Raw genomic sequence first — 23098 nt, 5'->3', positions numbered from 1 at the left:
CCGATATCAGACAAATTAGCGCCCCAAATTACCCCCTGTATAAGTGAAGAATCCCTTCTAACTAATGCCAGCTAAGTAAACCTATCCTTAAACTGGGTAGTGTCCGAGTGCTTACGACTTCGATAGATTGCGCATTGGCTCGAAGCTGACGTTCAGTCCGGCGTCTCCCATGAGTGGGAAGGGCATTATGGGCGAAGACTGCCTCATGCTTCTGTTCCGTAGTGCATCGAAAGAAAACGTGTGTTCCTATGTAATCCCCACGGTTGGCACCGTACATGAGCTGTTTTGGGCGGACGTTTTATCTATCGCTGCCGTTCACTTGGTCATAGCGGAATTAGCTGCCGTCGGAGAAACCTTCTTTTGGACGTGGGTAGCAAGCCCTGCCATTGAAGCCCTCACGAGAGATTAAGGAGCGGGATATGCCACTATTCGTCGTCTTCATCGTGGTCTTAGCAGGAGGAAGTATCGGGTACGCCCTTGGTCTCATCAAACGAATGAGAGACAACCCCGAGCTTCAAGGAAAAGGTCTAAAAATATTGTTCCAGAAGGACAAGGGTCAGGCCGAGCGCCAATAGTCCTATGATCCGAGCTTATTTACAGAGAGTTCCACGCGGAGCAAAGGGTTAAGATGCCGGGGCGGTGTGGGGTCTTTCTTGTGGCCAGGGTCTTGGATTAATGACTAAAACTTTTCCCCGTCAACCGTTTGTTATTACTTAATAGCTTCTGTGCTGGTTAGTGGTGTTTTCACTTATGTTTGACAGATGTGGGTACTGCGACCTTTCTGTGTACCCTTGGAGAAACGGTCTCGCGGGAATGAGCAGTAAGCCTGTATTGATAAAAATTCACGATAGTTAAGGAGCAGGCCATGCCTTTATATGCCATTTCCATAATTGTTTTATCAGGAGCCGTTATCGGGAGGATTCTCGGTCTCAGGATAAGAATGCGTGAGAATCCTGAGCTTCAAGAAAAAGGCTTTAAAGCCTTTTTCCAAAGCGGCAAAGAAAAGACCGAGGAAAAATAGCTCTACTTTCCGAGCTTCACGCCAGGGAGCCCACGCTCAGCGAACAAGCATCATTAATTCGCTATTGCAAATCAAACACAAGGTGTTTCGCTGAATGCGCTGATTAGTATCAAGCTCGCATCGGCCTAAACGTCTCTCTACGTCGACAGTGTTGGTTCAAGACAGGGCCTTGGAAAGAGTAGAAGATAGAGTAAACGCCTAGGATCACAGCCCACGGCACGTCGGAACGGTGCCCATTGTAGGCATGATTAATGTGATGGTTATCTAGTCGATCAGTGGTGTTCGTCGTTGTTGGGTCGAATTCTATTCTGACCTGCCTCCCACGCCTCGAGCAGGTCGTGGACGGAAGCATCGCCACCTGGAATGAACGTTTTTATCATGTTCTTTACTTGATTGGCGTCGATTGTTCCCCCGTCTGCATAGTCGTTAAAAAGCGCAACGGTTTCGTGAGGAAATGGCAGTAAACCCTGATTGATGTCAACCTTTTCACCTTTGTTGAAAGCGCTTACCGCTCCTAAGAGTTTGATAGCTAATGTCTCTTGTTCGAAAGTGAGGGCATTTAACATGGCTCTTTTTCGAAACGGTGTCAACGGCGATGGGAAAGGGTTGTGCAGGTCAATGAGGCGTTCGACTTGGATAGATAGATGCTCGATCCTCTGCTCCAACTCGGCAATCTTCTCTGAATCTTCTCCCATTGAAAGAATCTCCTTAACCAAAGACAAGCATCAGCGCTTCACATATGCCGAGAGCTATGTCCGCGGACAACTACTACACCGGTCACATAAATAAATTTTACCGTGAATCATGAGCTACTTTATTAGCGATAATACCGCTAGCCATTGAAGCTGAGAAGAGCAGCAAAACATAAATTATTTTATTGACGCTTGGTCTCCTAAATTCCGAAGGGACGAGGGCAGAGAAAGTGTAGCAGTAGACGCATATACGATAATTAACACGAGAGTAATAATTTGTGACTTCATTATTCTCCTCAATGCAGTGGGTAGTTGCAGTCATATCTTCCGAATATGTCCGAGAGAACTTTAGATCAACCGAGAGTCGATAATTATTCACCAGGAAAACGGTGAGGTGCACGCTACCGCGGTATCGGCGCACCCTCGTCTCACATCGTCAAACGTCTGTGGTCGCACAGTGACTACCGCCGCATTGGGGACCATCGCCGTAAAATCTCGTCACTACCTTTTGTCAATGACAATCAACGAGTAGGCGGGTGGTAAACAGCATGGATGCAGGAGCGTGGTTTCGGCTCGTGCAACTGTTCATCGCCGCCGGCGGCCTTGTGGCCGTATTCCTCACACTATGGCAAAAATGGCTTAGCGATAACCGAGCTGAGTGGTGGAAACGATTCACCTGGGCAGTAGAAAACGCGAACAATGAAAATCAACACATGAAACGAGGAAAGCAGCTGATATCGAGCTGGGCGATCTCTACGACAGTTCCTTAGCGGGTCAAACCGAACGAGAGCTGATAGACAAGTTTTATCAGTCGCACCATGATTGCACTGAAAGCGATCGTATGAACGGAGAGGATGGTGAAGACAATGATTGATTGGACTGATACCCACCGTAAGGCCATAGCACAATCTGAGAGCCTCGGAGAAACACCACCGCGACAGTCCTACATTTCTGCTGGTCTAACACCCCTGGAGAAAGCGACCGACGAACACCAACCCGCCCCACTGTGGCGACGCTTCATCAATTCCCTAAAACCCGTTTGGTATCCATATAACACCAAATCCCCGCCGTGGTGGCGGGGATTTGGTCCTCCTTGTCTTCGTTTGCTGATTGAACCCGGCCGTCTCGGCCTAGGGACATGGCCTCGGCGGAATCGGCCCACTGTTGGCCCACTGTTATTGTTGCGTCAGACGCGCACCAATCACAGTGCCGCCTTATGCACAGAGTTGGCGCTTTATTTAGGCAGCGTCGAAAGTTCCTGCCGGGGTTATGTCGACAACCTTGTTACCGCCGTCAGCAGTGATGTGGATGGTGCCATCCGTCTCGAAGGAGAAAGTGTAGTGACCGACAGTTTGCGGACTGCTTCCGTCGAGTACGGTGGTGTCTCCCGCGAACCCTTGGTGGGTGCACGATAGCTTCACGGAGTTAGGGTCGCCCTGTTTGGTCTCGAAGGCGGGGCGATCAGCGTTGAGGTCAGGTCCACAGACAGCTCCATCACCAGCTTGCTGTGAGTTCTGGCTTTGCGCGGCAGGTGTGTTGCTTCCGCATGCGATGGAATCTGGATTCTCAGTGACCTGGCAGTCGACTTCGGGGGTATTGAATACGACGTGGTGAACAGCCTGGGCTGCATCTTCCGGAGCGGGAGCTGGAGCTGGTGCGGGTGCTTCTTCCGCCTGGGCAGCAGTTGCACCCATGAGGCTGGCACCGGTCACAATGGCGGCGGCTCCGGCGGCAATACGCCCGACGTGTGGTCGGGTGCTGCGGATTGTGTTGTCGCGATCGATGGAATCGGACGTGACGTTGGCTGGCATGGATAGTCCTTTCTCTGGGGTTGGTGATGGTGCCCTTGAGGGGCTGACCACCTGGGTCGAAAGTGGTTTCCGTGTCGAGGCCAACGGTAGCAATGGTTCTTAGATACTTCAGTAACCGAAATATAATCGAAACTTTTAGTGGAGAAATATCCCCCTTTTGTTGGGGGATGTTATCAAAAAGAAACAAGACCACCTTCGACGCCCTAGGTTCCGAGCTTAGCCTTCCGCCTAGTGCGTAACCCCCGGCTTAGTCTGTGTCTGCGCCGGCTTGGCCGTCCAGAGGAGTTCCCGTCGTTGTTTTGGCTTTGCCCGTGTAGCCTGCTCCTTTGCCCATGGTGGCGCTTTGTCCACGCCTGATTTGCTCGGCGTGGACGGAACGTCCCATCACGAAGGATCCCACTGAGGCCACCATCAGGCACGCGACGATTGCAATGACGGATTTCACTAGCACGACGTACCATTCGTCGCCGTCGGCAATAGAACGAATCATGTTCGCAATAATTAAGAGGGGAACTCCCACGCCTGTGGCTGGACCTGTGAGGTTGACGCGCGTGAGAGCATCGGGAGCTCGCCACATTTCGATGACTTCGTCAAGAAATGCTATGGCGGCAATCAAGATCAATACAGAAATAATGATATTGATAATCATCGCTGGCCCCCCACCATCATGCGTGAGTTGGCAACTGAACTCAGAACGCTCAGGACCCCGGCGAAGACCGCAACCTCATACGTGATAGTTGTTCGGTTTCCCAGCGAATACACCAGGAATAGTCCGACAGCTCCGAAGAAAATAACATCAGATAACACCGTGCGTGACAGATCATCACATCGTGCCATCAGGAATAACGCCGCTAACAAAGCAGCAGTGATTATCGCGCTCACAAGAATTAAGACGAATGTCATAGTTACCTCTCCTTCTGCGGAGCATCCCTGCGTGAAGACCTGGCCGATTCCCGAACAATGGACTCAACAGAGAATCCGGTGGCATCCGTATCTCCTCCGGCATAACCAGGGGGAATGCTCGGCCCTCCGGGTTTAGTGAAGGACTGCGGTCCAGGGCCGCCATTTGGGGCGTCATCTGAGTAATACAACTTACTGGTGTAGCCATTAGCACACCGGGGGTGTGTACGCCGACAGACTTGTGGGGCAAGCCGCTGTTCCATTTCTGCTAGCTCCTGCATAATGGCCTCCGGGTCGCTACCAAACGCAGCGTGCACCAGAAGAATTCGCCCATCTGGAGCATCTTCTGCCGGCATCGGTTCATGAGGGCCCGGATAATCGGAAACATCCTGGGGCAGGGCATCCCCCACTTCAAGAAGCCCCAACGATAATGTTCCCGGTGTCATGGTGATCGACGTCGTAAACAGGCCGACCTCGCGGTCAGTTTGTACACGCAACGGGTATGCCACAATGATCGGATCAATCTCTGAACGACGCTTGTTGGCATCCACAATGATGGACCACGTTGCTAGTAACACTTGTTCAACGAGCCAGGTACCGTACCGTAGGACATGCAGAGTGAGACGAAGTACTTTCATTCTTGTCCTCCTGTGGGACCCGCGACGCTTGCCGACGCCTGACGGTTATGTGAATCGGTGTGATGGTCAGCCTGAGCAGCGTGGTTGGTGCCCTCATCGGCTGCGTGAGCGTCCCCATCATCGTGATGAACAATCATGTCATCGGGGACGTCGGCCGGATCATGAGAATCACCGGTCAAACCAGCACCACCGGTGTTCGCAACGCCTACGGCGTCGTCGCCAAGAACGGCACTCTGGTAGGCCTTCACGTTGAGCAGCGAATCCGCTGCGTGGTTTGTCGCTGAAATCGCCGGGCCAGCGCCTAGCAGTAACCCAGCCGACATCAGGGCCATCACCGCGGACGGCAAAATGAACCGCACCGGAACAGCCAGTTGGCGGTCAACATACTGCGGGTTCATGGGTTTGCCCCAGAACACTTCGCGCCACAGCCGGAGCATAGAGAGCAGCGCACCCATACCGGCGATGACGATGGCCGCCAACACGATCCACGACTTCACCGAATAGTCACTGGCCACAGCCATAACAACACCTAATTTACCGATCACACCGGAAAATGGGGGCAAACCGACGATTGACAAAGCCCCGGCGACGAACACGGCCGCGACCAACGGGTCACGACGCATCAAGCCGGACAGGCGCTGCAAACGGCCAGTTCCGTACGTTTCCTCAATCGAGCCGATGGATAGCGTCAGCGACGCAATCACCGTCATATGGTGAACCGCGTAAAACACTCCCGCTGCCAGCATCCGACGGGGATCATGGTCCACAAAGGCAAGTCCCACCAGCATAAATGGCATACCGTTGACCATCTGGTAGGCCAAAACTGAACGCATTGTACGTTCACCCAAGCCTGCCCATGACCCAACAAGCATGGCTGCCACACAAATCACCAGAATGAGCCACGACCAGCGGTCATCCAGGCCAAACATGACAGCATAAATACGGAAAATCGCGTAGAACGCCACCTTGGTGTGCAGGCCAGAGAACAAAGCCATGACGGCCGGCGACGTGTTCGGATAGGTGCGCGGCAACCACGTGTGAACAGGGAACAGACCAGCTTTAATAGCCAGCGCCAGAAGAATCAGACCACCGGTCACCACCACTGGCCCATTGCCCCGGGCCGCACTGGCCAGTGCGGGCAGGTTCGACGTCCCCGCTGTCGCGTAGGTGAGCGTGACACCAACAACCAGCACCGCCGACGTAATCAAGTTCACCAGCACAAACAAACGGCCAGAACGGAGACGCTGCAACGTACCCGTCATCGCAAGCAACGCGTACGATGGCAGAAGCATGACCTCAATGCACACGAACAGGTTGAACAAATCCGCGGTGCTCATCGCCCCGTACACGCCCCCCATCAGCATGCACACCAGAGCAGGATAGAACCGCGCATTCATTTCTCCGACAGCCGTCGCAAACCACACAGAGACCAGACACACGATCGAGGTCATCGTGATCATTAACGACGAGAACGAATCTGATGCGAACGGAATCGCGATACCAGCAGCGTAACCGCCGACGTTTTCGGCGATGGCGGGGTGGTTCCAGTGGTAGATCATGAGGCTTAGGCCTGCAGCGAAACCAACGATGGGCACGACGAAAGCCAAAGCAATGCGCAGTACTTTCCACGGCGACATGGCGGCAAGAGCCGCGGCCGCCAACGGCCCGGCAAGGAAGAGCGGCAGCAGCGCCGCAATGGTGGATGTTCCCATTTATTCGATGCCCTCCTCGCGCTCTTGGCGGCGTCGATACTGGTTCGAGTCGGTCGAAATTCGACGCGCACTGCGGCCCATCGTCTGTAGCGCTGTCACCTCGTTGGTGAGGTGATCGGGCAAAACGTAGGCGTCGTCGGTAGGAGTATGGTGCTCCTCCTGCGAATCCTTTGCCTGGTCCTGTGCCACCTTCTCCTTAGCGGGCACGGACTTTTCCTCCGTGCTCCACACCGAGTCCTTAAATGCTGCAAACAAATCGGGGAACTCCTTGACCGGGTCGCTCAACGTGTCATCGGAGCGACCTAATGCGGCCAAGGCCAGCATGAATGCGGTGGTGGCCATCGAAATAACAATTGCCGTCAGCACGAAAGCCTGCGGCAACGGATCGGCTGCATCGTGCGGGTTCGTGCCACTCATAATGGGCTCCGCCCGCCACGCTCCAATGCCGGCAGCCAGGAGCGTCAAGTTGGTGGCGTGGCCAATGAGCGTCATTCCGAGTATCAACCGGACCATTCCCCGTTGTAGAACCAGGAACACACCGCCGGCGGTCAGCACACCAATCGTTATTGCGATAATCATTCTTCCACCTCCACGGTGTCGACGGGTTTCCGGCCGGACGTATCGCCACCACTATCGGACGCCGATTCAGACACGGTATCGCGATCAGTGCCCTGAGTAGACGGTGCATAATCTGGCTCATTAGAGCCGAGGGGAGAGAACCCACCGTGCGAGCGCACAGGCCCTAGCGGCGCTTCCGCGCCGGGGCGGATTGGCCCACCCAATTGCAAGAGTGCGATGGCCACTAAACCAAGGACGGCTAGGTAGACGCCGGCGTCGAAGATTTGGGCCGTCGTCAAAAGTTCGCCACCAACATGGGCATTGAGCGGTTGGAGGAAGGAACCGCGGGAGCCGTGCCCGCCTTCTTCACCAGAGGCATGCCCGAGGTAACCGGCGAGACCTGCAAGGACTGCTAACGAAATACCTGACCCCACAAGGATGTAGGGGAGCCGGTTGTTGGTCGGCGCCTTATCTGCCGGACGGGACAGGTAGTAGAACATCAGCGCGCCACCACCGATCAGGGCCGCGATGAACCCGCCGCCGGGGTGGTTGTGTCCGCGCCAGAACACGGCCGCGCTGATCAGAATGAGGACGGGGATGAGAAGTTTCGCCATCCACCTCATCGGTAACGAGTTCAGCTCCGGGCGCGGGATAGCGGCCAAGGATCCACGGATGTCGTCGCGCACACGCGGCACGGAGAGCACCACCGCGGCGATCGCCACACCACACATACCGAGCACAGAAAGCTCGCCCATGGTATCGAAAGCACGGAACTCCACCAGGATTGTGTTCACGACGTTATTACCGTGCGAAATCGTGGGCCCATTGGTGAGGTACCACTGCGAAATCAACGGCTTTCCGTGGTAGCCGACCAGCGCGATCACGCCGACCGTCGTCGTCAATCCCATGAGAACCGCGATCGTTCCGGCCCAGCGATCGCGACGTGCGGATCGGGCCTCGAAATCACGCGGTTGCAGCCGGATAACCAGCATGAGGACCACGGTGGTGAGAAGCTCAACCAAAATCTGGGTGAGCGCCACATCCGGGCTGCCTAGGGTAAGAATCTGCAGGGTAACGCCGACACCGGCAGCGCTGACCGCAATGACTGCCGACAAGCGACGTCGCGACAGAACCGCAGTGGCCACACCAATAATGACCGTGACCAGGGCAACGTAATCCAGCGGACGGTCAATTCCGCCCACCCGGGAACCCATATCGACGCCATCGATGGCGCCACCATTAAATAGCGCCCCGACGCCCACGGAACCCGCGAGGGTGATAACCGCTAAGAACGGGAGGGCCAGGTGGCGCGTCGGTGAGACGGAATCCGCCATGGAACCGGCCAGCTTGCCCCAGCGAGAACCACCGGTGATGACACCTTGGAGCACGTGTGCTCCCGTGAAGGGGGATAGTTCCTTACCGACGAGCACCCGCGCAATGGCCTTACGGAAGACAACACATGTGACACCGACGACGATGACAATGAGGCTGATCATAAGTGGCACGTTGATGCCGTGGAACAGCGCGAGATGAGTATGCGTCGCGTGGTGCGTGCTCAACGCAGAATCTGCTGCGGCGTCCACGAAGGAATTCATGAAACCGGGAACAAAACCCAGTGGTAAAGATAGGAAACCGGGGATTGCTGCGGGTAACCACAGGGACAGTGGTGCTTCGTGGACGTCGCTGACATCACGTGTGCCGTCGACGAAACCGCCGAAGACGTAACGGTAGGAGTATGCGAACGTCAAAATTGCGCCCACCGTCGCGCAGATGAGCAGTAGTGCGGTAGCGGGCGTGGCCAGTTCGCCCTCTGCCATGGCGTCCAACATTCCTTCTTTAGAGATGAAGCCGAATAGTGGCGGCACTGCGGCCATTGAGGTTGCTGCAATTACAGCCATGCTGAATGTCCAGGGCATTTTCCGCCAGATGGGTCCGAGGCGACGAATATCGCGCGTCCCGGTTTGGTGGTCCACTACGCCGATCAGCATGAACAAGCTGGACTTGAACAGGGCGTGCGCCAGCGTGTGCACCACCGCCGCCGCCATGGCGAGCGGTGTGCCAATACCAATGGTGCACACAATCCAGCCCAGCTGAGACACCGTTGAGTACGCGGTCAGTTTCTTCAGATCATTCTTCTGGAGGGCAAACAGTGCCGCCATAATCGCGGTGAACATACCAACGATAATGAGCAGACCGCGCCACCATGCGTCGTCATGGAAGAGAGCGGAGAAACGTAAGAGCAGGTAAATACCCGCTTTTACGACGGCTGCTGCGTGGAGGAATGCGGACACCGGAGTATCTGCCGCCATCGCTTCGGGGAGCCAGAAGTGGAAGGGGAACTGCGCCGACTTCGTGCATGCCGACGTCGCAATCAACACGGCAATGACAGATAGCAACGTGGGGTGATGCGCCCATTCTGGCGAATGAATAATCCCCGACAGGCTGGTCGTGCCCGTCACACCAGCGCTAATGCCCAAACTGGTTAGAAGCGTAAGCCCACCGAAGAACGTCAGAATGATCGTGCGCATTGATCCCAGCTCGCCGCCGGGGCCTGACCTCGCGATCAGGAAGAACGACGCCAGTGACACGAGCTCCCACGAGATGAACATCAGGATAACGTCGTCGGCAAGAACAAGAGTGACGACGGCTGCCATGAAGGCTGTCATGAGCAGGTAGAAGCTCATGGATCCGCGGCCACCGTGTAAATACCGTGTTGAATAAATGAACACGGCTGCGCCAATACCTAAGGCAAGCAGCGCAAAGAATGTGGATAAGGCGTCAGCGCGGAGTGAGAAGATCACATCAGCGCCATTGGGGAGGAAGTCCTCAATCCACGTGACCTTCCAAGTCCAGGGATTGCCGTCGATGATGTCAGGCAACTTCCGGAGGAGCGGGATAGCGGACGCGATGAAAATAAGGGCTAGGGGCCACCCTGCGTTGCGGTCGAGTAATCGAACAAACAGGGGAACCAGGATGAGGGCGAGCACCACGAATAAGGGGATCGCGATAAGCTCCACGAAGCATCAACACCTGCGGTTTAAGTGGACATAAACATATAATAAACAGTTTTCCAGGGTATCAGTTGCAGTCCAGAATTCCACGCTGCGACGATTGGTCTTGTAGTGGGGAATGTCGGGGTGGGCTGATGTGTGAATGGGTGACTGCGGTTGCTTAATGAAAATTCTGCGATGTCGTTATGGTGATGATGTGGGGGTGTGAGCTGAGATTATTTTAGGAAAAAGCCTTGTCGTATCGGGTGGACGGGTGTTAGGGTCAGAATTATTGAAAACGACGACGGCACTATTGAAAACAAAGTTGCGTGGCGAAACACCCGTGGCGGAGAGCGTGACGGTGGCGAGCACTATGGCCGATGACGGCTGTCATGTCATGACGCTCACTATTGCTTGAAAACTCCTTCTGGTGCCCGAATACTTCTTTGGAGACGATCATGGCTCACAACATGTCCCTCGGACACGACCACGGGGAGGCACACCATCACGATCACGGGCACGGAGATGGGTACGGACATAGCCACGGCCACTCTCACGATCATGGAGCTTCATCACGAGGTCGATTAATTGCTGCCCTCGCGGTCACGGCAACAATCCTGATCGCAGAGCTCATCGGTGCGTGGATCTCCGGTTCGCTGGCCCTCGCAGCCGACGCTGGCCATATGTTGGTTGATTCGTCGGGCCTGGTTATCGCCCTGATCGCCGTGCATCTGTCGCAGCGGCCACGCAATAACCGTTTCACGTGGGGATGGTCGCGAGCGGAGGTACTTGCAGCCGCACTGCAAGCAGGCATGCTGATTATTATCTGCGGAATTGTCGCGGTGGAGGGAATATCTCACCTCATTAACCAACCCGATGTCGAACCCGTGCCCATGCTTATCATCGGAGCTATTGGCCTGGTGGCTAACGCTGCGTCGATTATCATTCTGGCAGGTGGGCGCGAGAGCTCGCTCAATATGCGCGCCGCATTTCTTGAGGTGGTTAACGACGCTTTGGGCTCGCTGGCTGTCATTCTTGCCGCGATTATCGGTTTAGCGACGGGGTGGGTGCGCGCTGACTCGATCGCGTCCCTGTTTATCGTTGCGCTGATGGTTCCGCGCGCATTCACGCTCCTCCGCACAGCGATCCGAATTCTGATGGAGGCCACCCCCGACGAAATCGACCTCGATGATGTTCGCGAACATATTTGCGGCGTCAATGGCGTTAAGGATTGCCATGACCTCCACATCAACACGATCAGCACGGGTGTGGTAGCTCTCACTGCCCATGTGGCAGTGGATAGTGGTCTTTCCGTGGCCGAGCATCATCGGATCCTTCATACCCTGGAAGATTGCACGGCTCAGCATTTTCCGGTGGCCATTAAACACACGACATTCCAGTTGGAAGCGAAGGATCACAGTGGGCACGAGCGCTTACATCACGGCGCGGCTTAAGTAGTGCGTCGGGCCATTGGGGTGCGTCGGCTGTTCCGCTATGTACAGCTCAAGCACTATGGCCGACGTCGTTCTGCCTGCATTGCTTGATTCGTCCGTTTCTCAATGGCTGCGGCATTCTTTGCGACGTTCCGTGCCGACCGCAGACCCAAAGCGTCGTAAATAGGACGGCATTTAAAGATCACGGCGATGAACATCGCAACTGCGCACGCTCCTAAAAGTGGCGGAAGGAGCACAACGGCACCTGTCATCTCGGTAGTCAGAACAAGCCCGGTCACCGGCGCCCCCACACTCGCGGCAAATAATGCCGCCATGCCGACAATCGCCATGGCCGACGGATCCGGCGCAACCTGCGGGAACAGTGCGTGGCACACGAGTCCAACGATCAGCCCGAGCTCAGCGCCCAACACAAGCATGGGGGCAAACAAACCGCCCGGTGTGAGTGCGACATAAGAACCGATCGCCATGATGAAACGCAAAACCAGGAGACCGAGGAGGACCATGACAGTGCCTCGCCCCATCAGAGCATCCATTGTCAATGAATCTCCGCCACCCACCAGATTGGGGCCGAGATAACCGACGATACCGATGGCCGCTCCGATCATGCCCGCGCGAAGTTCCACAGGGAATGTTGATGCATCGACCACTGCCAGAGTCCGCATGAGTGTGCGGTTATACAGCAGCCCAGCGAATCCAGCGACTAGTCCCACGATCAGGAAAAAAGGTCCGTTATCCAGCGTCGGCGGGGCTGGCTCGGGTAGCGGGAACACGTGGTCATCCCCGACGATAATATGTGCCATGGAATACGCCGCCCCGGAGGCCGAGAGAACCGCTACCGTCATTCTCGCCTCGAAGCGCTTGACCAATTCTTCAAGCACAAACACGGCACCGGCCAGGGGTGCGGAAAACGCCGTGGTGAGTCCGGAGGCCGCTCCGGCGGCGATCAGTAAGCGCAGGTCGGCACGGTTGTTGCGATAGGTCCGGCCCAGGATCGTAGCCACCGACGCACCAAGGTGCACTGATGGGCCTTCGCGCCCGAGTGCCAGGCCTCCTCCGATGGACATCAGCCCCCCGATGAACTTGATGGGCAACAGGCGCATGTGGGTGGGATTAGCGTTGCCCTTCACGATGGCTTCAACGCGGGGAATACCGGATCCCTCCGCCACCGGTTCCAGGTGGCGAACCATCGCTGCTCCCACCATGGCCAATACTGCCGGTGCAACAATGGCAACGATCACGCCGATAACCCCATGATCTTGTGACCACTCGAACACTGTGGTCCTCCACGCTTCCGCGTGTTCGAGGCATACGCGGAAGAGGGAAGCAATGATCCCCGTGCCCAATCCCACCATCACAGCCGTGATGGTTAGCGGAACCATCGACATAGAGGGTCGTTCTTTAGCTTCGTTCCACCATTCGAGACTGTGGTACCCGGTCGCCCACCTGATGATGCGTTCGCGCCGGGTGAGGGGGTGGCCGCTCTCATTGCGGCCGTTCGTGTCGTGCTCGGAGTTAGTCACGGGAGTCCGTCGCTACTTGCCACTGGTTGATATTGCGGTCCACTGCGTAGCGGTCAATCGTGCGCAGCTCCTCGTCGGTAAATGACAGGTTGTCTAGCGCGCCGAGGCTGTCGTCGAGTTGCTCGACCGAGCTTGCCCCGATCAGTGCCGATGTCACCTCTGGCCGTCGAAGTGCCCAGGCGATCGCCATTTGTGCCAGCGATTGGCCACGTTCTTCGGCGATGGCGTTGAGGGCACGGATGCCCTCGAGGGTGTCGTCGTTGAGGAATGTGGAGTTCATCTTGTGGTTGCCCAGGCATGAGTTTTCCGGGATACCGTTGAGGTATTTGCTGGTCAGCAGGCCTTGGGCAAGGACAGAGAACGCGATAACTCCCATGCCGTTCTCTGCGCATGTTTTCAGCAGCGATGTCTTCGCGGCGGGGGATACGGATGGGTCGGTGGGGCCGTCGGGGCCTTCGATCCACCGGTTAAACATGGAATAGCTGGGCTGCATGATGGTGAGCGGTGTTCCCAGGTCGCGGGCGATGCTCTGTGCTTGCCGCGTGAGTTCGGGCGAGTATGAGCTGATGCCTACGTAGAGCGCGCGCCCTGATCGTGCGATGTGGTCGAGCGCGCTCATTGTCTCTTCCAGAGGCGTGTCGGGGTCTGGGCGGTGGTGGTAGAAGATGTCGACATAGTCCAAACCCATCCGCTTCAACGACGCATCCAGGCTTCCTACCAGGTACTTTCTGCTGCCGCCAAAGCCGTATGGGCTGCTATTCATATACCAGCCGGCCTTGGAGCTAATCACCATTTCTTCGCGGTATGGGCGGAAATCCTGGGCGAAAATGCGGCCGAAGTTGGATTCCGCGGATCCGGGTGGTGGCCCGTAGTTGTTGGCCAGGTCGAAGTGGGTGACGCCACGATCGAACGCACGGCGGAGGATTGCGCGTTGCGTTTCCAGCGGGCGATCCCCACCAAAGTTGTGCCACAATCCCAGTGTGATCGCGGGAAGTTTCAGGCCGCTATCCCCGCAGCGGTTGTAGGGCATGGGGGAGTGCGCCTCGGGTTCGTAGCGGTCATCTGCAGCTCGGTACACGTTCGGATAATGTGCGCTACTCATAGTTTCCAGTGTAACGACGCAGGTGCAGAGCGGTTAACGGTGTTGGGGCGTGGCCACGCATAGGTTTGCGGTGGCCATAGTGGTCGCGGTGGTCGGGCCCGGATACACCAGTGGTCGCGGTTCTATTCCTTGGGAATGAGGCGTGATGGAATTCCCATCTCTTGTATGTCCTGGGGCGTGAGTGCGTTTTCCTCTAGTACTTTCTTGACGACGAACCGCGCGCGGTCTTCCGGGTCGGGGATTCGTCGGGCAGCGCTGAGGAGAGTGGTTAACGTGCCGGCGTTGTGTGATGCGTCGGCGTCGTGATCCTTGGCGGAGGAGGACGCCGGGCCGAAAGCACGCCACGCGACCGCCGTCGCTAATGAAAGAAGTGTGATTCCGCGGGCTTCGTGAGGCTCAATGCGCCGGTTGACCACACGAGGGGACGAACCTCCACGTTCCTGCTCGCGGTGTGAGCGTTGTGCTTCTTTACTCTTGCGCAGCCGGCAGTGGAGTTCTTGCTGGCCAATACCGACGGTAGAGCCGTCGTCGTTAGTAATAACCGTGGTGTACGGGATGTTGCAGAAGCCGTCGGAGGTGATTTCGTGTTTGATTTGCTCGACCATGGCGTCCGTGACCTGGATGGTGGCGTGGGCGTTATTGCGGCCGGGGTTAATGTATTGGAACGTGCCGGTGCGTGTCCAGGCTTCATTCTCCCGCCCGAGGCGCTGCATCACGAGCATGCCGAACATGGCGTCGGTCATGGAGAACAGCGATCCGCCGAATGCTGCCCCGTGCGCATTGCTGTTGAGCCGGTTGACCTTGAGTACGAGGTGTGCCGACGACCAATCGTCGGGGATGTCCCGGATCCTCACTCCTGCAGCAAAAAGAGGTGGATACGCGCTCATGGCGGCGGCGAAGAGGCGCGGTGAGCGGAGGACACGTTTGACGAGGAGGGCTGCAGTGCGAGTATTCATGTGATCTAAATTACTCAAACTTGGCGACGGCGGGGAGGTTTGTGGAGAAAACGTGGATTGGCGTGTAGACGGGCGTCGAGAATTCCCGACGAAGGCCTCCGGTCGCAATTCGCTTATTTGCTCGTGCTCTCGTGATAGTTATATTGCTCGCTGTTTATGTGGCTTTCTGATTATTCACATCTAGTTAACGTAAACGGAGTTATTTAACGTTTACAATCGTTTTCATCTTCCTATTTCCTATCGTTCTCTAGGGTTGCAATGAACAAAATTGGATACGTCACGGGCCTGCTTTTCCTAGCTATCATCATCTCGATGAGAACAGGGCACGAAACGATGGGAGAAATTATTGCGGTTTTCTCGCTTGTATTCGTGGTGTGTGTTCAAGGGTATTACCTATGGAAAAAGAAATCTGACTAGCTAAACCGTAGGTGCAAAACGTCACCCATCGACGTACTGATGGAGTTTTATTCGTAGCTTCGGTTCTTCTTCCGTTGCTGGGATGTCTTTTTCTGGCATGTGACCTTGTTGTGCTCGGTGGCCTATCTCTACCTCGTCGCCGACGACGGACGTGGGGGCGTCGTGGTTTATTGATGGGCTAAGCACACGCGAGTTTTACCCCTCTGACCAGCGCTTTCTCTACCCGTTTCGTTTTTGCGACAGTCTCACCTGTTATTTAAGGGGTAAGTTAGGCTGGATATATTGGCTTGCGACGCTCTGTCGCTTTATTTATGAGCCAGCCAATGCTTAATATGAGTTCATGAGCATCGTAGTTACCAACCAGCTGACCATTACGTCAGATCGCGCGGACGAAGTTGTTTCCCGCTTTTCCCAGAACATGCAGTCCTTGGACACGTTCGATGGATTCGAAGGCTTCGAGCTGTGCAAGCCGACGGAACCTGCCGACGACCGCTGGATCGTGATCACTCGGTGGCGCGATCAGGAAGCTTTCCTGGGATGGCGCAATTCCCGCAAGTTCCGTGAAGACCACGGCTGGCGTGAGCGCGAATCCAGCAAGGAAGAAGAGGCGAAGAGGCCACCGCACGGTTCGATGAACTCGGTTGTCCGGAACTATGACGTCATGCTGACTAAGGACGCTGCTGAATAGTTGACGCGGTAACCCTCGCACGCGGCAAGCCCGGCCAGAACCCCCACCGCATACAGCAAAACCTCCGCTGCTTTCTTAATGAAAGTGGCGGAGGTCATTTATTTGTCGGGGTAGCGGGATTTGAACCCACGGCCTCTTCGTCCCGAACGAAGCGCGCTACCAAGCTGCGCCATACCCCGATGCAACTCGACTAAGGCTAGCGCACGCTCTTTCGTACTGCCAAATCACTACGCAGGCGCGCTGCCTACAGTCCCTTAACCACAATTTCTCGCTCGATGAAGCCGTCTCCCACTTCGATCTCGTCGACAGTGGGCTCGGGGAGGTCGTCGGCTCCACCGCCACCCTTTTCGACGATGCACAGCAGCTGTGCGGTCGGTGGGCAGAATGTTCGCACCGGTGCAAACTTGGACGTTCCCAGGCCGGGCGAAACGTTGAGAATGGAGTCCTTCCACTCGGAAACGCCGGAGGCATGCTCGCGGTCGATCCCAGAGTTCGTCACGATGGGCTTCCCACCCGGCAGGCACAACTGCCCACCATGCGTGTGGCCAGCCAGGATCAGCTGATACCCATCCTTGGCGAAGGCATCCAGCACCCGCGGCTCGGGCGAATGCGTCAACCCGATGGACAGGTCTGCGTCCTTATTCGGCTCCCCAGCGATCAGCGAGTAGTCATCCAAATCCCCGTGCGGATCGTCGACCCCAGCAACCGCCAGTCGGAACCCGTCGACGGCGAAATCATGCCGCTGGTGTGTGCAATCTTCCCACCCGTGCTCCTTGAACACCGCACGCAGATTCTTCCACGGCATGCCCTGGTCACTGTGCTTCTGCTTTTTGCCCGTGAGGTAGCGCAGCGGGTTGGGAGCCGTCGGTGCCCAATAATCGTTGGTGCCAAAACAGAACAGGCCCGGCGTCGTCAAGAGAGGGGAAAGTGTCTGAACGACGGCAGGCACGGCTTTAGGATCGCCCAGGTTATCCCCGGTATTGACAACCAGGTCCGGCTCCAGCTCGGCGAGCTCACTGACCCACAGCTGCTTGAGCTGCTGGTGGGGCAGCATGTGGAGGTCCGAGATGTGCAGAATGCGGAATTCGTTACGACGCCCCCGAAAAGTGCCTTTCTCCAGCATGGGGATGGTTGTGACGGCGAGGCGGAACCGGCTAGCGCCGAGCAGCGCAGCAGCGGCCCCTGCAGCACCTGCAGCACCCGCGGTGGCCGCAATTTTCTTGCCAATGGACCGGGGAAAAATACTCACACGCCCATGGTAAAGGTGGCGGGACGCTTTTCCGATTCGGCTGGTCAGTGTCCGGAGGGGCGCTATCCTCAAGGGCATGGGTATGAAAGCAATGATCCGCGAGGATCTCAAGCAGTCGATGAAGAACCGCGACAAGGAAACGACCAGCACATTGCGTATGTTGTTGGCCGCGATCCAGGAGGAAGAAACGTCGGGGAAGGCGCATGAGGCGTCGGACCAGGACATTCTCCGCGTGATTGCTCGTGAAATTAAGAAGCGGCACGAATCCGCTGATGTGTATGCGAAGGCGGGTCGCGATGAACTCGCGGACTCTGAGCGCGCTGAGATTTCTGTTCTGGAGCGCTACCAGCCGAAGCAGCTCTCGGATGAGGAACTGAATGCGCTGGTAGACCGGGTAATCAAGCAACATGAAGTCGACGGCGGCGAGGTTTCCATGAAGGCGATGGGTCAGATAATGAAGGCTGCCACCGCAGAGGCCAAGGGCACTGCCGACGGTAAACGCTTATCGACGGCTGTTCGCGCGCGGCTTCAGGGGTAGCTCGCTACGGCCGGTGGCTCCACGCGCCGGCCACTTCTCCACGTGCCGGCTCCGTCGCTACGGGAGGAATCCCTGCAGCTGGGGTGGGACATAGGTGTGCAGGAAGTCGTTAATCATGCCGGGGATGTCGGGCAGTGCGGGTGCGGGCGCTGGAGCGGGTACTCCGCCCCCGCCGCCGGTACTGTCACCACCACCGGTGGCACCTCCGCCGGTGCCTCCCGTCGAACCGGAATTAGTGGGTTGGGGGAGCACCGCGCGTGAGTATCCGATCGCCTCGGGGTTGGTTCCTGCCTGGTAGGAGGGGTTCATGGGCGGAAGTGTGTGCCCGCCGTAGGCGTCGATAAGAGGTTTGGCCGCGCTGAGGTAGATATCAGCGGGTTCCTTACCACCGAAGAGGTTGCCATCGGGGCATTGGCGCAGGGGGCCGGTGCAGAGCGGTGAGCTGGTGCTGCCGTCGTTGAAGATGTATACGGCTCCGGCAAGTCCGCTGGTGAGCCCCATGAATGCGGCGGATTGGTTGGTTTCCGTGGTACCGGTCTTTGAGGCCAGGGTGCCATCCCACCCGGTCAGCTCGGCGGCTTCGCGGGCCGTGCCGGTGCTGACGTCGTCAGATAGGCCGTTGGCCAGTGCGTTTGCAACGTCGGTGGGGATGGCTTGTTCGCACTTCGGCGGCGTGACGGGGACATCTTTGCCGTCGTGATCGGTCACCTTCAGGACGGGGTTGGGCTCGCACCACGTTCCGCCGTTGGCGATGGTTGCCGCCACATTGCTCAGTTCGAGGGGATCGACGGCGACCGGGCCGAGCACGAACGAGCCTTGGTTGGTCTCTTTAATCGTGTCGGCTTGGGATTTCTCGTCCTTGTTGTCGCCGTTATCACCGTTGTCGGAACTGGGTTTGTCAGCCAAGCTGCGTAGCCCCATTTTGACGGCGGTATCAACAACGGTGCCCACACCAAGTCGCTTTTCGAGGTCGATAAATGGCGTGTTCGGCGACTCGGCAAGCGCCTGCTTGAGCGCCATTTTCGACGGGTACGCGCCGACGTTTTCCACGCAGTATTTGTCGGCGGGGCACCCCGGCGCGCCACCGTGGCCCATGTCGGATACCTCGATTCGCGACGGCACGTCCATCACCGTGTCGATCCCCATCCCCTTTTCCAGCCCCGCGGCTGCAGCGAACACTTTGAAAATGGAGCCAGCCCCATTGCCGACGGGGTGCGATGCTAATGGCAAGACGGATTGTGAATTGCTGGCGTCGAGCCCATAGTGCCGTGAAGCACCCATGGCGAGCACTTCGTGGCCGTCGGGTTTGATGAGGTTCATCGCTCCGGCAACCCCGGGGGTTGTGGCAGGGGCATATTGTTCAAGCGAGGCATTGACGGAATTCAACGCGTTCGGATCGAGCGTGGTGGTCAGCGTGTAGCCGCCCGAAATGAAGTCGTCCTTCGAGATCCCGTGCGAGTCCAGGTAGTGCAGCGCGTAATCGCAGAAGAACCCGGCGTCGTCGGCCCCGATACATCCGTTGGTGGGGGCTTCGGGCTTATCGACGACACCCAACGGCGAGTTCTTCGCGGCGTCGGCGTCGGCAGTGGGAAGCGCCCCCGTGCTGGTCATGGCGTTAATGACCGTGTTGCGGCGCTGCAGCGCGGCGTCGGGGTGGGTGAACGGGTTATAGGCCGACGTGGATTGAACCATCCCGGCCAGCAGCGCGGCCTGCGGCACCGTGAGGTCTTTGGCGTCGACGTGGAAATACGTCTGCGCCGCGGTCTGCACGCCGTAAGCCCCGTTGCCGAACTCCACGAGGTTCAAATACCTGGTCAGAATCTCGTCCTTGGAGAGGTTTTTATCCAGGTCGGACGCGAGTTTCATCTCGCGAAGCTTGCGCGCGACGGTGTCCTCGTTGGCAGCAGCTCGTTCGTCGTCGGTCTTGGCCTTGACCAGCATGAGGTAGTTCTTGACGTACTGCTGGTCCAGGGTGGACGCGCCCTGGGCGACGCCCCCGTGTGTGATGTTGGCGACGACCGCTCGGGCAGTTCCGCGCAGGTCAACGCCGTGGTGCTCGTAGAACCGTCGGTCCTCGATGGCGACGATCGCTTTCTTCATCGGTTCCGAGATCTGATCCGACGCAACTTCTTCTCTGCGCTGTGTGTAGAACGTGGCCAGGGGGTTGCCGTCCCGGTCGGTCATGGAGGAGACCTGCGGAAACTTGGCGCTGGCGATGTCGTGGTAATTGGAGTCCATGGCGTTGTGGCCACGGTTGATCGTGGCTCCGGCTGCCAGGGCGACGGGCAGCGCGCTGAGCGCCACCAGCACGGTGGCGAGGAGTATGGCGCCGCAAAGGATCAGGCTAGGTGCCGGAGCATCAGATCGTCGGTTCACGCTTACACCCTACCCAGTGATTGGCCTTGTGAAGTGAGTCTCACCGATTATGGGCACCTGCTCTGGGAAAACACAGATGGATAAAAACCTACTCTTCCGTTAAGTAGTTAGTGCGACTACCCCCGAAATGTGATGTAGTCGACAGTTTGTTTGGCGTGTGAATAGACTTACAGTCAGCTAAGCAGGGTGAATATCCACGAAAACACGGTATCTCGGAATACCAGGGTGACGCTCACGGCTTCGCGACCATGCAAACGTGACCACGGAGAGGAGTGCACAATGACTGCATCGCTGACCCGACCGGCTGATACATCGTTGGCCACAACCAAGGACGGACGAATCCAGCAGAAGGTGGATTCGCTTACGGATCCGTCGTCGTTCACGGAGCGTGGCCAGTGGATCACTCACGCCAAGTGCCGTGACATTGATCCTGAGGAGTTGTTTGTCAAGGGGTCGAAGCAGCGACAAGCCGCAGCGATTTGCAGACATTGCCCCGTCGTTTTGCAGTGCCGTGCCGACGCCTTGGATAACCGCGTGGAGTTCGGCGTGTGGGGTGGCATGACCGAGCGGCAGCGTCGGGCATTGTTGCGGGAGCACCCCGAAGTGGAAAGCTGGGCGGACTTTTATGCGGGGTATGCCGGCCGGTCATAACAGGCCACCCCATCTGCACGGGTGATTGAGCCGGCGATGGTGATTAAGCCCAGCGCAGCTGAATGAGCCGGGTGTAGCTGTTCTTGTTAGGCTAGGTTCATGACAACCTGGGAATATTCAACAGTTCCGCTGTTGACGCACGCGACGAAGCAGATTTTGGACACATGGGGGGCCGACGGTTGGGAGCTTGTGGCAGTCATGCCCGGCCCCACAGGCGAGCAGCACATTGCCTACATGAAGCGCCCGAAGGAAGACTAGTTTTATGACGACCAGCGGACAGTCCACTCCGAGCCCCCGGAAGAATCTCGCTGACCTCGGGATCGAGCTCCCGGAGGTGGCAGCACCGGTCGCCTCCTACGCACCGGCCGTGATCTCAGGGGACATGATTTACGTATCGGGTCAACTCCCCTTCAAGAACGGCGAACTCCCGGCGACGGGCAAAGTTGGCGCAGGCGTCTCCGCGGAGGACGCGACCAGCTACGCCCGCCAGGCAGCACTCAACGCATTGGCCGCGATTAATTCCCTCGTTGACATTGACTCAGTGTCGATTGTGAAAGTCACGGGGTTTGTGGCGTCGGCACCCGGATTCGGTGGCCAACCCGGGGTAATCAATGGTGCGTCGGATCTTTTCGGCGACGTTTTCGGTACGGCCCACGCGCGCTCGGCGGTGGGGGTTTCGGACTTGCCCCTGGATGCGCCCGTCGAGGTTGAGGTCATCGCGCGACGTAACACAGACGCGGCCTAACACAAGCGCCGAGTAGCACAGGCGGGTAATTCCGGGACAAAAGCCCGTCGTACCCCGGGGGTCTGCCGAACGTGTGCTAAGTCATGCCCGGAATTGCCCCCGTTTCGGCATTTTTTCGGTCGTCTCTAACCCGATGAGATTTTGACAGACCGCGCGAGGACGTACACTGACATGCATGGAGCATCCTGCGTATAGCCAGTTGCGTCCCGTTACCCCCAACGCGGGCGTTGTTTTATGTCCCAATCCCAGCTATGGCTCGCTAGAGGGCACCAATAGTTGGGTCATTAGAGCTGATGGTGATCCGCGGTCGATCGTTGTGGATCCGGGCCCTCAGGATGAAGGCCACCTGAATGTTCTTAACCATCATGCGTCGGAAATCGCGATGATTCTTTTGACTCACCGGCATCCAGATCATGCTGATGGGGCTAACCGCTTATCGCAGATTACGGGGGCGCCCGTCCGCTCTGTCGATAAGCGTTTCTGCAAGATGGGGGATCCGCTTGAGGACGGGGAAGTGATCACCGTCGAGGGCGTCACTCCGGCCGTGAAGGTCGTCGCCACTCCTGGCCACACTGCGGACTCGGTGTGTTTCTTCCTTTACCCGAGTGCCGACGCTGCTCGGGCCGACGATGGTTCGGGCGATACGAAGCCTGAGGCGATTTTGACGGGCGATACCATCGCCGGCAAGCACACGACCATGATCTCCGAAACCGATGGTGATTTGGGTCAATACTTGACGACGTTGGAGATGCTGAAGAAGCGGGGCGCTGGTGTTCCTTTGTTGCCGGCGCATGGGCCGGATCACCCGGATTTGGAGCCGTTTGCCAAGAAATATCTTGATCGACGCCACCACCGCCTGGACCAGATCCGTGAGGCCCGCAAGAAGCTGGGGGATGATGCTTCGGTGGATCAGTTGGTCGATGAGATTTACACAGACGTGGACCCGGTGTTGCGTGGGGCTGCTGAGCAGTCGACGCGGGTGGCGCTGCGGTACTTAAGCGCTGAAGAGGAGTAGCGCTCGGGTGCGGTAGCGCTCGAGAAAAGCCACGCTCAATAGAAATAAGCAGCCCGGGGAGTCTC

General features: G+C 57.3%; 23 protein-coding genes and 1 tRNA gene. 9 read left to right on the top strand and 15 right to left on the bottom strand.

The annotated features are described in order from the left end of the window. The first annotated feature begins 419 nt into the window (after positions 1-419). The gene (locus tag CKROP_RS11540) at positions 420-575 is read left to right on the top strand and encodes a hypothetical protein (RefSeq protein WP_012732625.1); all 156 of its coding nucleotides are present in this window, start codon (positions 420-422) and stop codon (positions 573-575) included. Positions 576-865: 290 nt separating this feature from the next. After that, a complete protein-coding gene (locus CKROP_RS11535; RefSeq protein ID WP_012732624.1) occupies positions 866-1021 on the top strand; it encodes a hypothetical protein in 156 nt (51 codons plus the stop codon). Positions 1022-1293: 272 nt separating this feature from the next. Here CKROP_RS11535 and CKROP_RS09960 read toward each other — a convergent pair whose 3' ends face one another. The 8 genes from CKROP_RS09960 to CKROP_RS09920 all read right to left on the bottom strand — a co-directional run bounded on the left by CKROP_RS09960 (position 1294) and on the right by CKROP_RS09920 (position 10349). Then, the gene (locus CKROP_RS09960; protein ID WP_012732623.1) at positions 1294-1716 is read right to left on the bottom strand and encodes a hypothetical protein; all 423 of its coding nucleotides are present in this window, start codon (positions 1714-1716) and stop codon (positions 1294-1296) included. A gap of 1235 nt (positions 1717-2951) precedes the next feature. After that, positions 2952-3524 (bottom strand): hypothetical protein, encoded by a 573-nt coding sequence (locus CKROP_RS09950; RefSeq protein WP_012732622.1) that lies wholly within the window; start codon positions 3522-3524, stop codon positions 2952-2954. Positions 3525-3771: 247 nt separating this feature from the next. Next, positions 3772-4173 (bottom strand): Na+/H+ antiporter subunit G, encoded by a 402-nt coding sequence (locus tag CKROP_RS09945; RefSeq protein ID WP_012732621.1) that lies wholly within the window; start codon positions 4171-4173, stop codon positions 3772-3774. Further along, on the bottom strand, positions 4170-4427 hold the full coding sequence (locus CKROP_RS09940; RefSeq protein WP_012732620.1) for a monovalent cation/H+ antiporter subunit F: 258 nt from the start codon (positions 4425-4427) through the stop codon (positions 4170-4172). The genes CKROP_RS09945 and CKROP_RS09940 overlap by 4 nt, the downstream gene beginning before the upstream one ends. Positions 4428-4429: 2 nt before the next feature. Continuing rightward, positions 4430-5062, bottom strand: coding sequence for a Na+/H+ antiporter subunit E (locus CKROP_RS10960; RefSeq protein ID WP_012732619.1), 633 nt, complete (start codon positions 5060-5062; stop codon positions 4430-4432). Next, complete coding sequence (locus CKROP_RS09930) at positions 5059-6774, bottom strand: monovalent cation/H+ antiporter subunit D family protein (RefSeq protein ID WP_012732618.1); 1716 nt, start codon at positions 6772-6774, stop codon at positions 5059-5061. Before CKROP_RS09930 ends, CKROP_RS10960 begins: the two co-directional genes overlap by 4 nt. Continuing rightward, positions 6775-7353: a cation:proton antiporter subunit C gene (locus tag CKROP_RS11225; protein ID WP_012732617.1), complete on the bottom strand. Its 579-nt coding sequence runs from the start codon at positions 7351-7353 to the stop codon at positions 6775-6777. Further along, a complete protein-coding gene (locus tag CKROP_RS09920) occupies positions 7350-10349 on the bottom strand; it encodes a DUF4040 family protein (protein WP_012732616.1) in 3000 nt (999 codons plus the stop codon). The genes CKROP_RS11225 and CKROP_RS09920 overlap by 4 nt, the downstream gene beginning before the upstream one ends. A gap of 431 nt (positions 10350-10780) precedes the next feature. Here CKROP_RS09920 and CKROP_RS09915 point away from each other — a divergent pair, with 431 nt between their 5' ends. Next, complete coding sequence (locus CKROP_RS09915) at positions 10781-11776, top strand: cation diffusion facilitator family transporter (RefSeq protein WP_012732614.1); 996 nt, start codon at positions 10781-10783, stop codon at positions 11774-11776. 56 nt (positions 11777-11832) lie between these two features. On the opposite strand, the gene clcA is transcribed toward CKROP_RS09915, so the two are convergent. The 4 genes from clcA to CKROP_RS11530 form a co-directional block, all read right to left on the bottom strand. Further along, positions 11833-13296, bottom strand: a complete 1464-nt coding sequence (gene clcA / locus CKROP_RS09910) for a H(+)/Cl(-) exchange transporter ClcA (RefSeq protein ID WP_237698424.1) — start codon at positions 13294-13296, stop codon at positions 11833-11835. Continuing rightward, positions 13289-14398 carry an aldo/keto reductase gene (locus CKROP_RS09905; RefSeq protein WP_012732612.1) on the bottom strand — a complete coding sequence of 370 codons (1110 nt, stop codon included), beginning with the start codon at positions 14396-14398 and terminating at the stop codon, positions 13289-13291. The genes clcA and CKROP_RS09905 overlap by 8 nt, the downstream gene beginning before the upstream one ends. Positions 14399-14520: 122 nt before the next feature. After that, on the bottom strand, positions 14521-15354 hold the full coding sequence (locus CKROP_RS09900; protein ID WP_012732611.1) for a DUF4442 domain-containing protein: 834 nt from the start codon (positions 15352-15354) through the stop codon (positions 14521-14523). 438 nt (positions 15355-15792) lie between these two features. Then, positions 15793-15957 carry a hypothetical protein gene (locus tag CKROP_RS11530; protein WP_169302973.1) on the bottom strand — a complete coding sequence of 55 codons (165 nt, stop codon included), beginning with the start codon at positions 15955-15957 and terminating at the stop codon, positions 15793-15795. 154 nt (positions 15958-16111) lie between these two features. Between CKROP_RS11530 and CKROP_RS09895 the strand changes: the two genes are divergently transcribed. Then, complete coding sequence (locus CKROP_RS09895) at positions 16112-16459, top strand: antibiotic biosynthesis monooxygenase family protein (protein ID WP_012732608.1); 348 nt, start codon at positions 16112-16114, stop codon at positions 16457-16459. A 105-nt stretch (positions 16460-16564) separates the two neighbouring features. On the opposite strand, the gene CKROP_RS09890 is transcribed toward CKROP_RS09895, so the two are convergent. Both CKROP_RS09890 and CKROP_RS09885 read right to left on the bottom strand, forming a co-directional pair. Then, positions 16565-16638 (bottom strand) — tRNA-Pro (locus tag CKROP_RS09890). Positions 16639-16703: 65 nt separating this feature from the next. After that, on the bottom strand, positions 16704-17708 hold the full coding sequence (locus CKROP_RS09885) for a metallophosphoesterase (RefSeq protein ID WP_237698423.1): 1005 nt from the start codon (positions 17706-17708) through the stop codon (positions 16704-16706). Between the two features lie 76 nt (positions 17709-17784). Here CKROP_RS09885 and CKROP_RS09880 point away from each other — a divergent pair, with 76 nt between their 5' ends. Next, complete coding sequence (locus CKROP_RS09880) at positions 17785-18246, top strand: GatB/YqeY domain-containing protein (protein WP_041628939.1); 462 nt, start codon at positions 17785-17787, stop codon at positions 18244-18246. Positions 18247-18303: 57 nt separating this feature from the next. On the opposite strand, the gene CKROP_RS09875 is transcribed toward CKROP_RS09880, so the two are convergent. Then, entirely contained in the window at positions 18304-20622 is a 2319-nt protein-coding gene (locus CKROP_RS09875) for a transglycosylase domain-containing protein (protein ID WP_012732605.1), read from the bottom strand. A 279-nt stretch (positions 20623-20901) separates the two neighbouring features. Between CKROP_RS09875 and CKROP_RS09870 the strand changes: the two genes are divergently transcribed. The 4 genes from CKROP_RS09870 to CKROP_RS09860 all read left to right on the top strand — a co-directional run bounded on the left by CKROP_RS09870 (position 20902) and on the right by CKROP_RS09860 (position 23033). Further along, positions 20902-21273, top strand: a complete 372-nt coding sequence (locus tag CKROP_RS09870) for a WhiB family transcriptional regulator (protein ID WP_012732604.1) — start codon at positions 20902-20904, stop codon at positions 21271-21273. 99 nt (positions 21274-21372) lie between these two features. After that, positions 21373-21531 (top strand): Sp36 family protein, encoded by a 159-nt coding sequence (gene sp36, locus CKROP_RS11380; protein ID WP_012732603.1) that lies wholly within the window; start codon positions 21373-21375, stop codon positions 21529-21531. A 4-nt stretch (positions 21532-21535) separates the two neighbouring features. Continuing rightward, positions 21536-22018 (top strand): RidA family protein, encoded by a 483-nt coding sequence (locus CKROP_RS09865; protein WP_012732602.1) that lies wholly within the window; start codon positions 21536-21538, stop codon positions 22016-22018. A 175-nt stretch (positions 22019-22193) separates the two neighbouring features. Then, a complete protein-coding gene (locus CKROP_RS09860; protein WP_012732601.1) occupies positions 22194-23033 on the top strand; it encodes an MBL fold metallo-hydrolase in 840 nt (279 codons plus the stop codon). The last annotated feature ends 65 nt before the right edge of the window (positions 23034-23098 follow it).

This window comes from Corynebacterium kroppenstedtii DSM 44385, from assembly GCF_000023145.1.
Classification (GTDB): domain Bacteria; phylum Actinomycetota; class Actinomycetes; order Mycobacteriales; family Mycobacteriaceae; genus Corynebacterium; species Corynebacterium kroppenstedtii.
The sequence above is the reverse complement of the archived record's forward strand: the minus strand, read 5'-3'. Positions and strand labels throughout refer to the sequence as shown.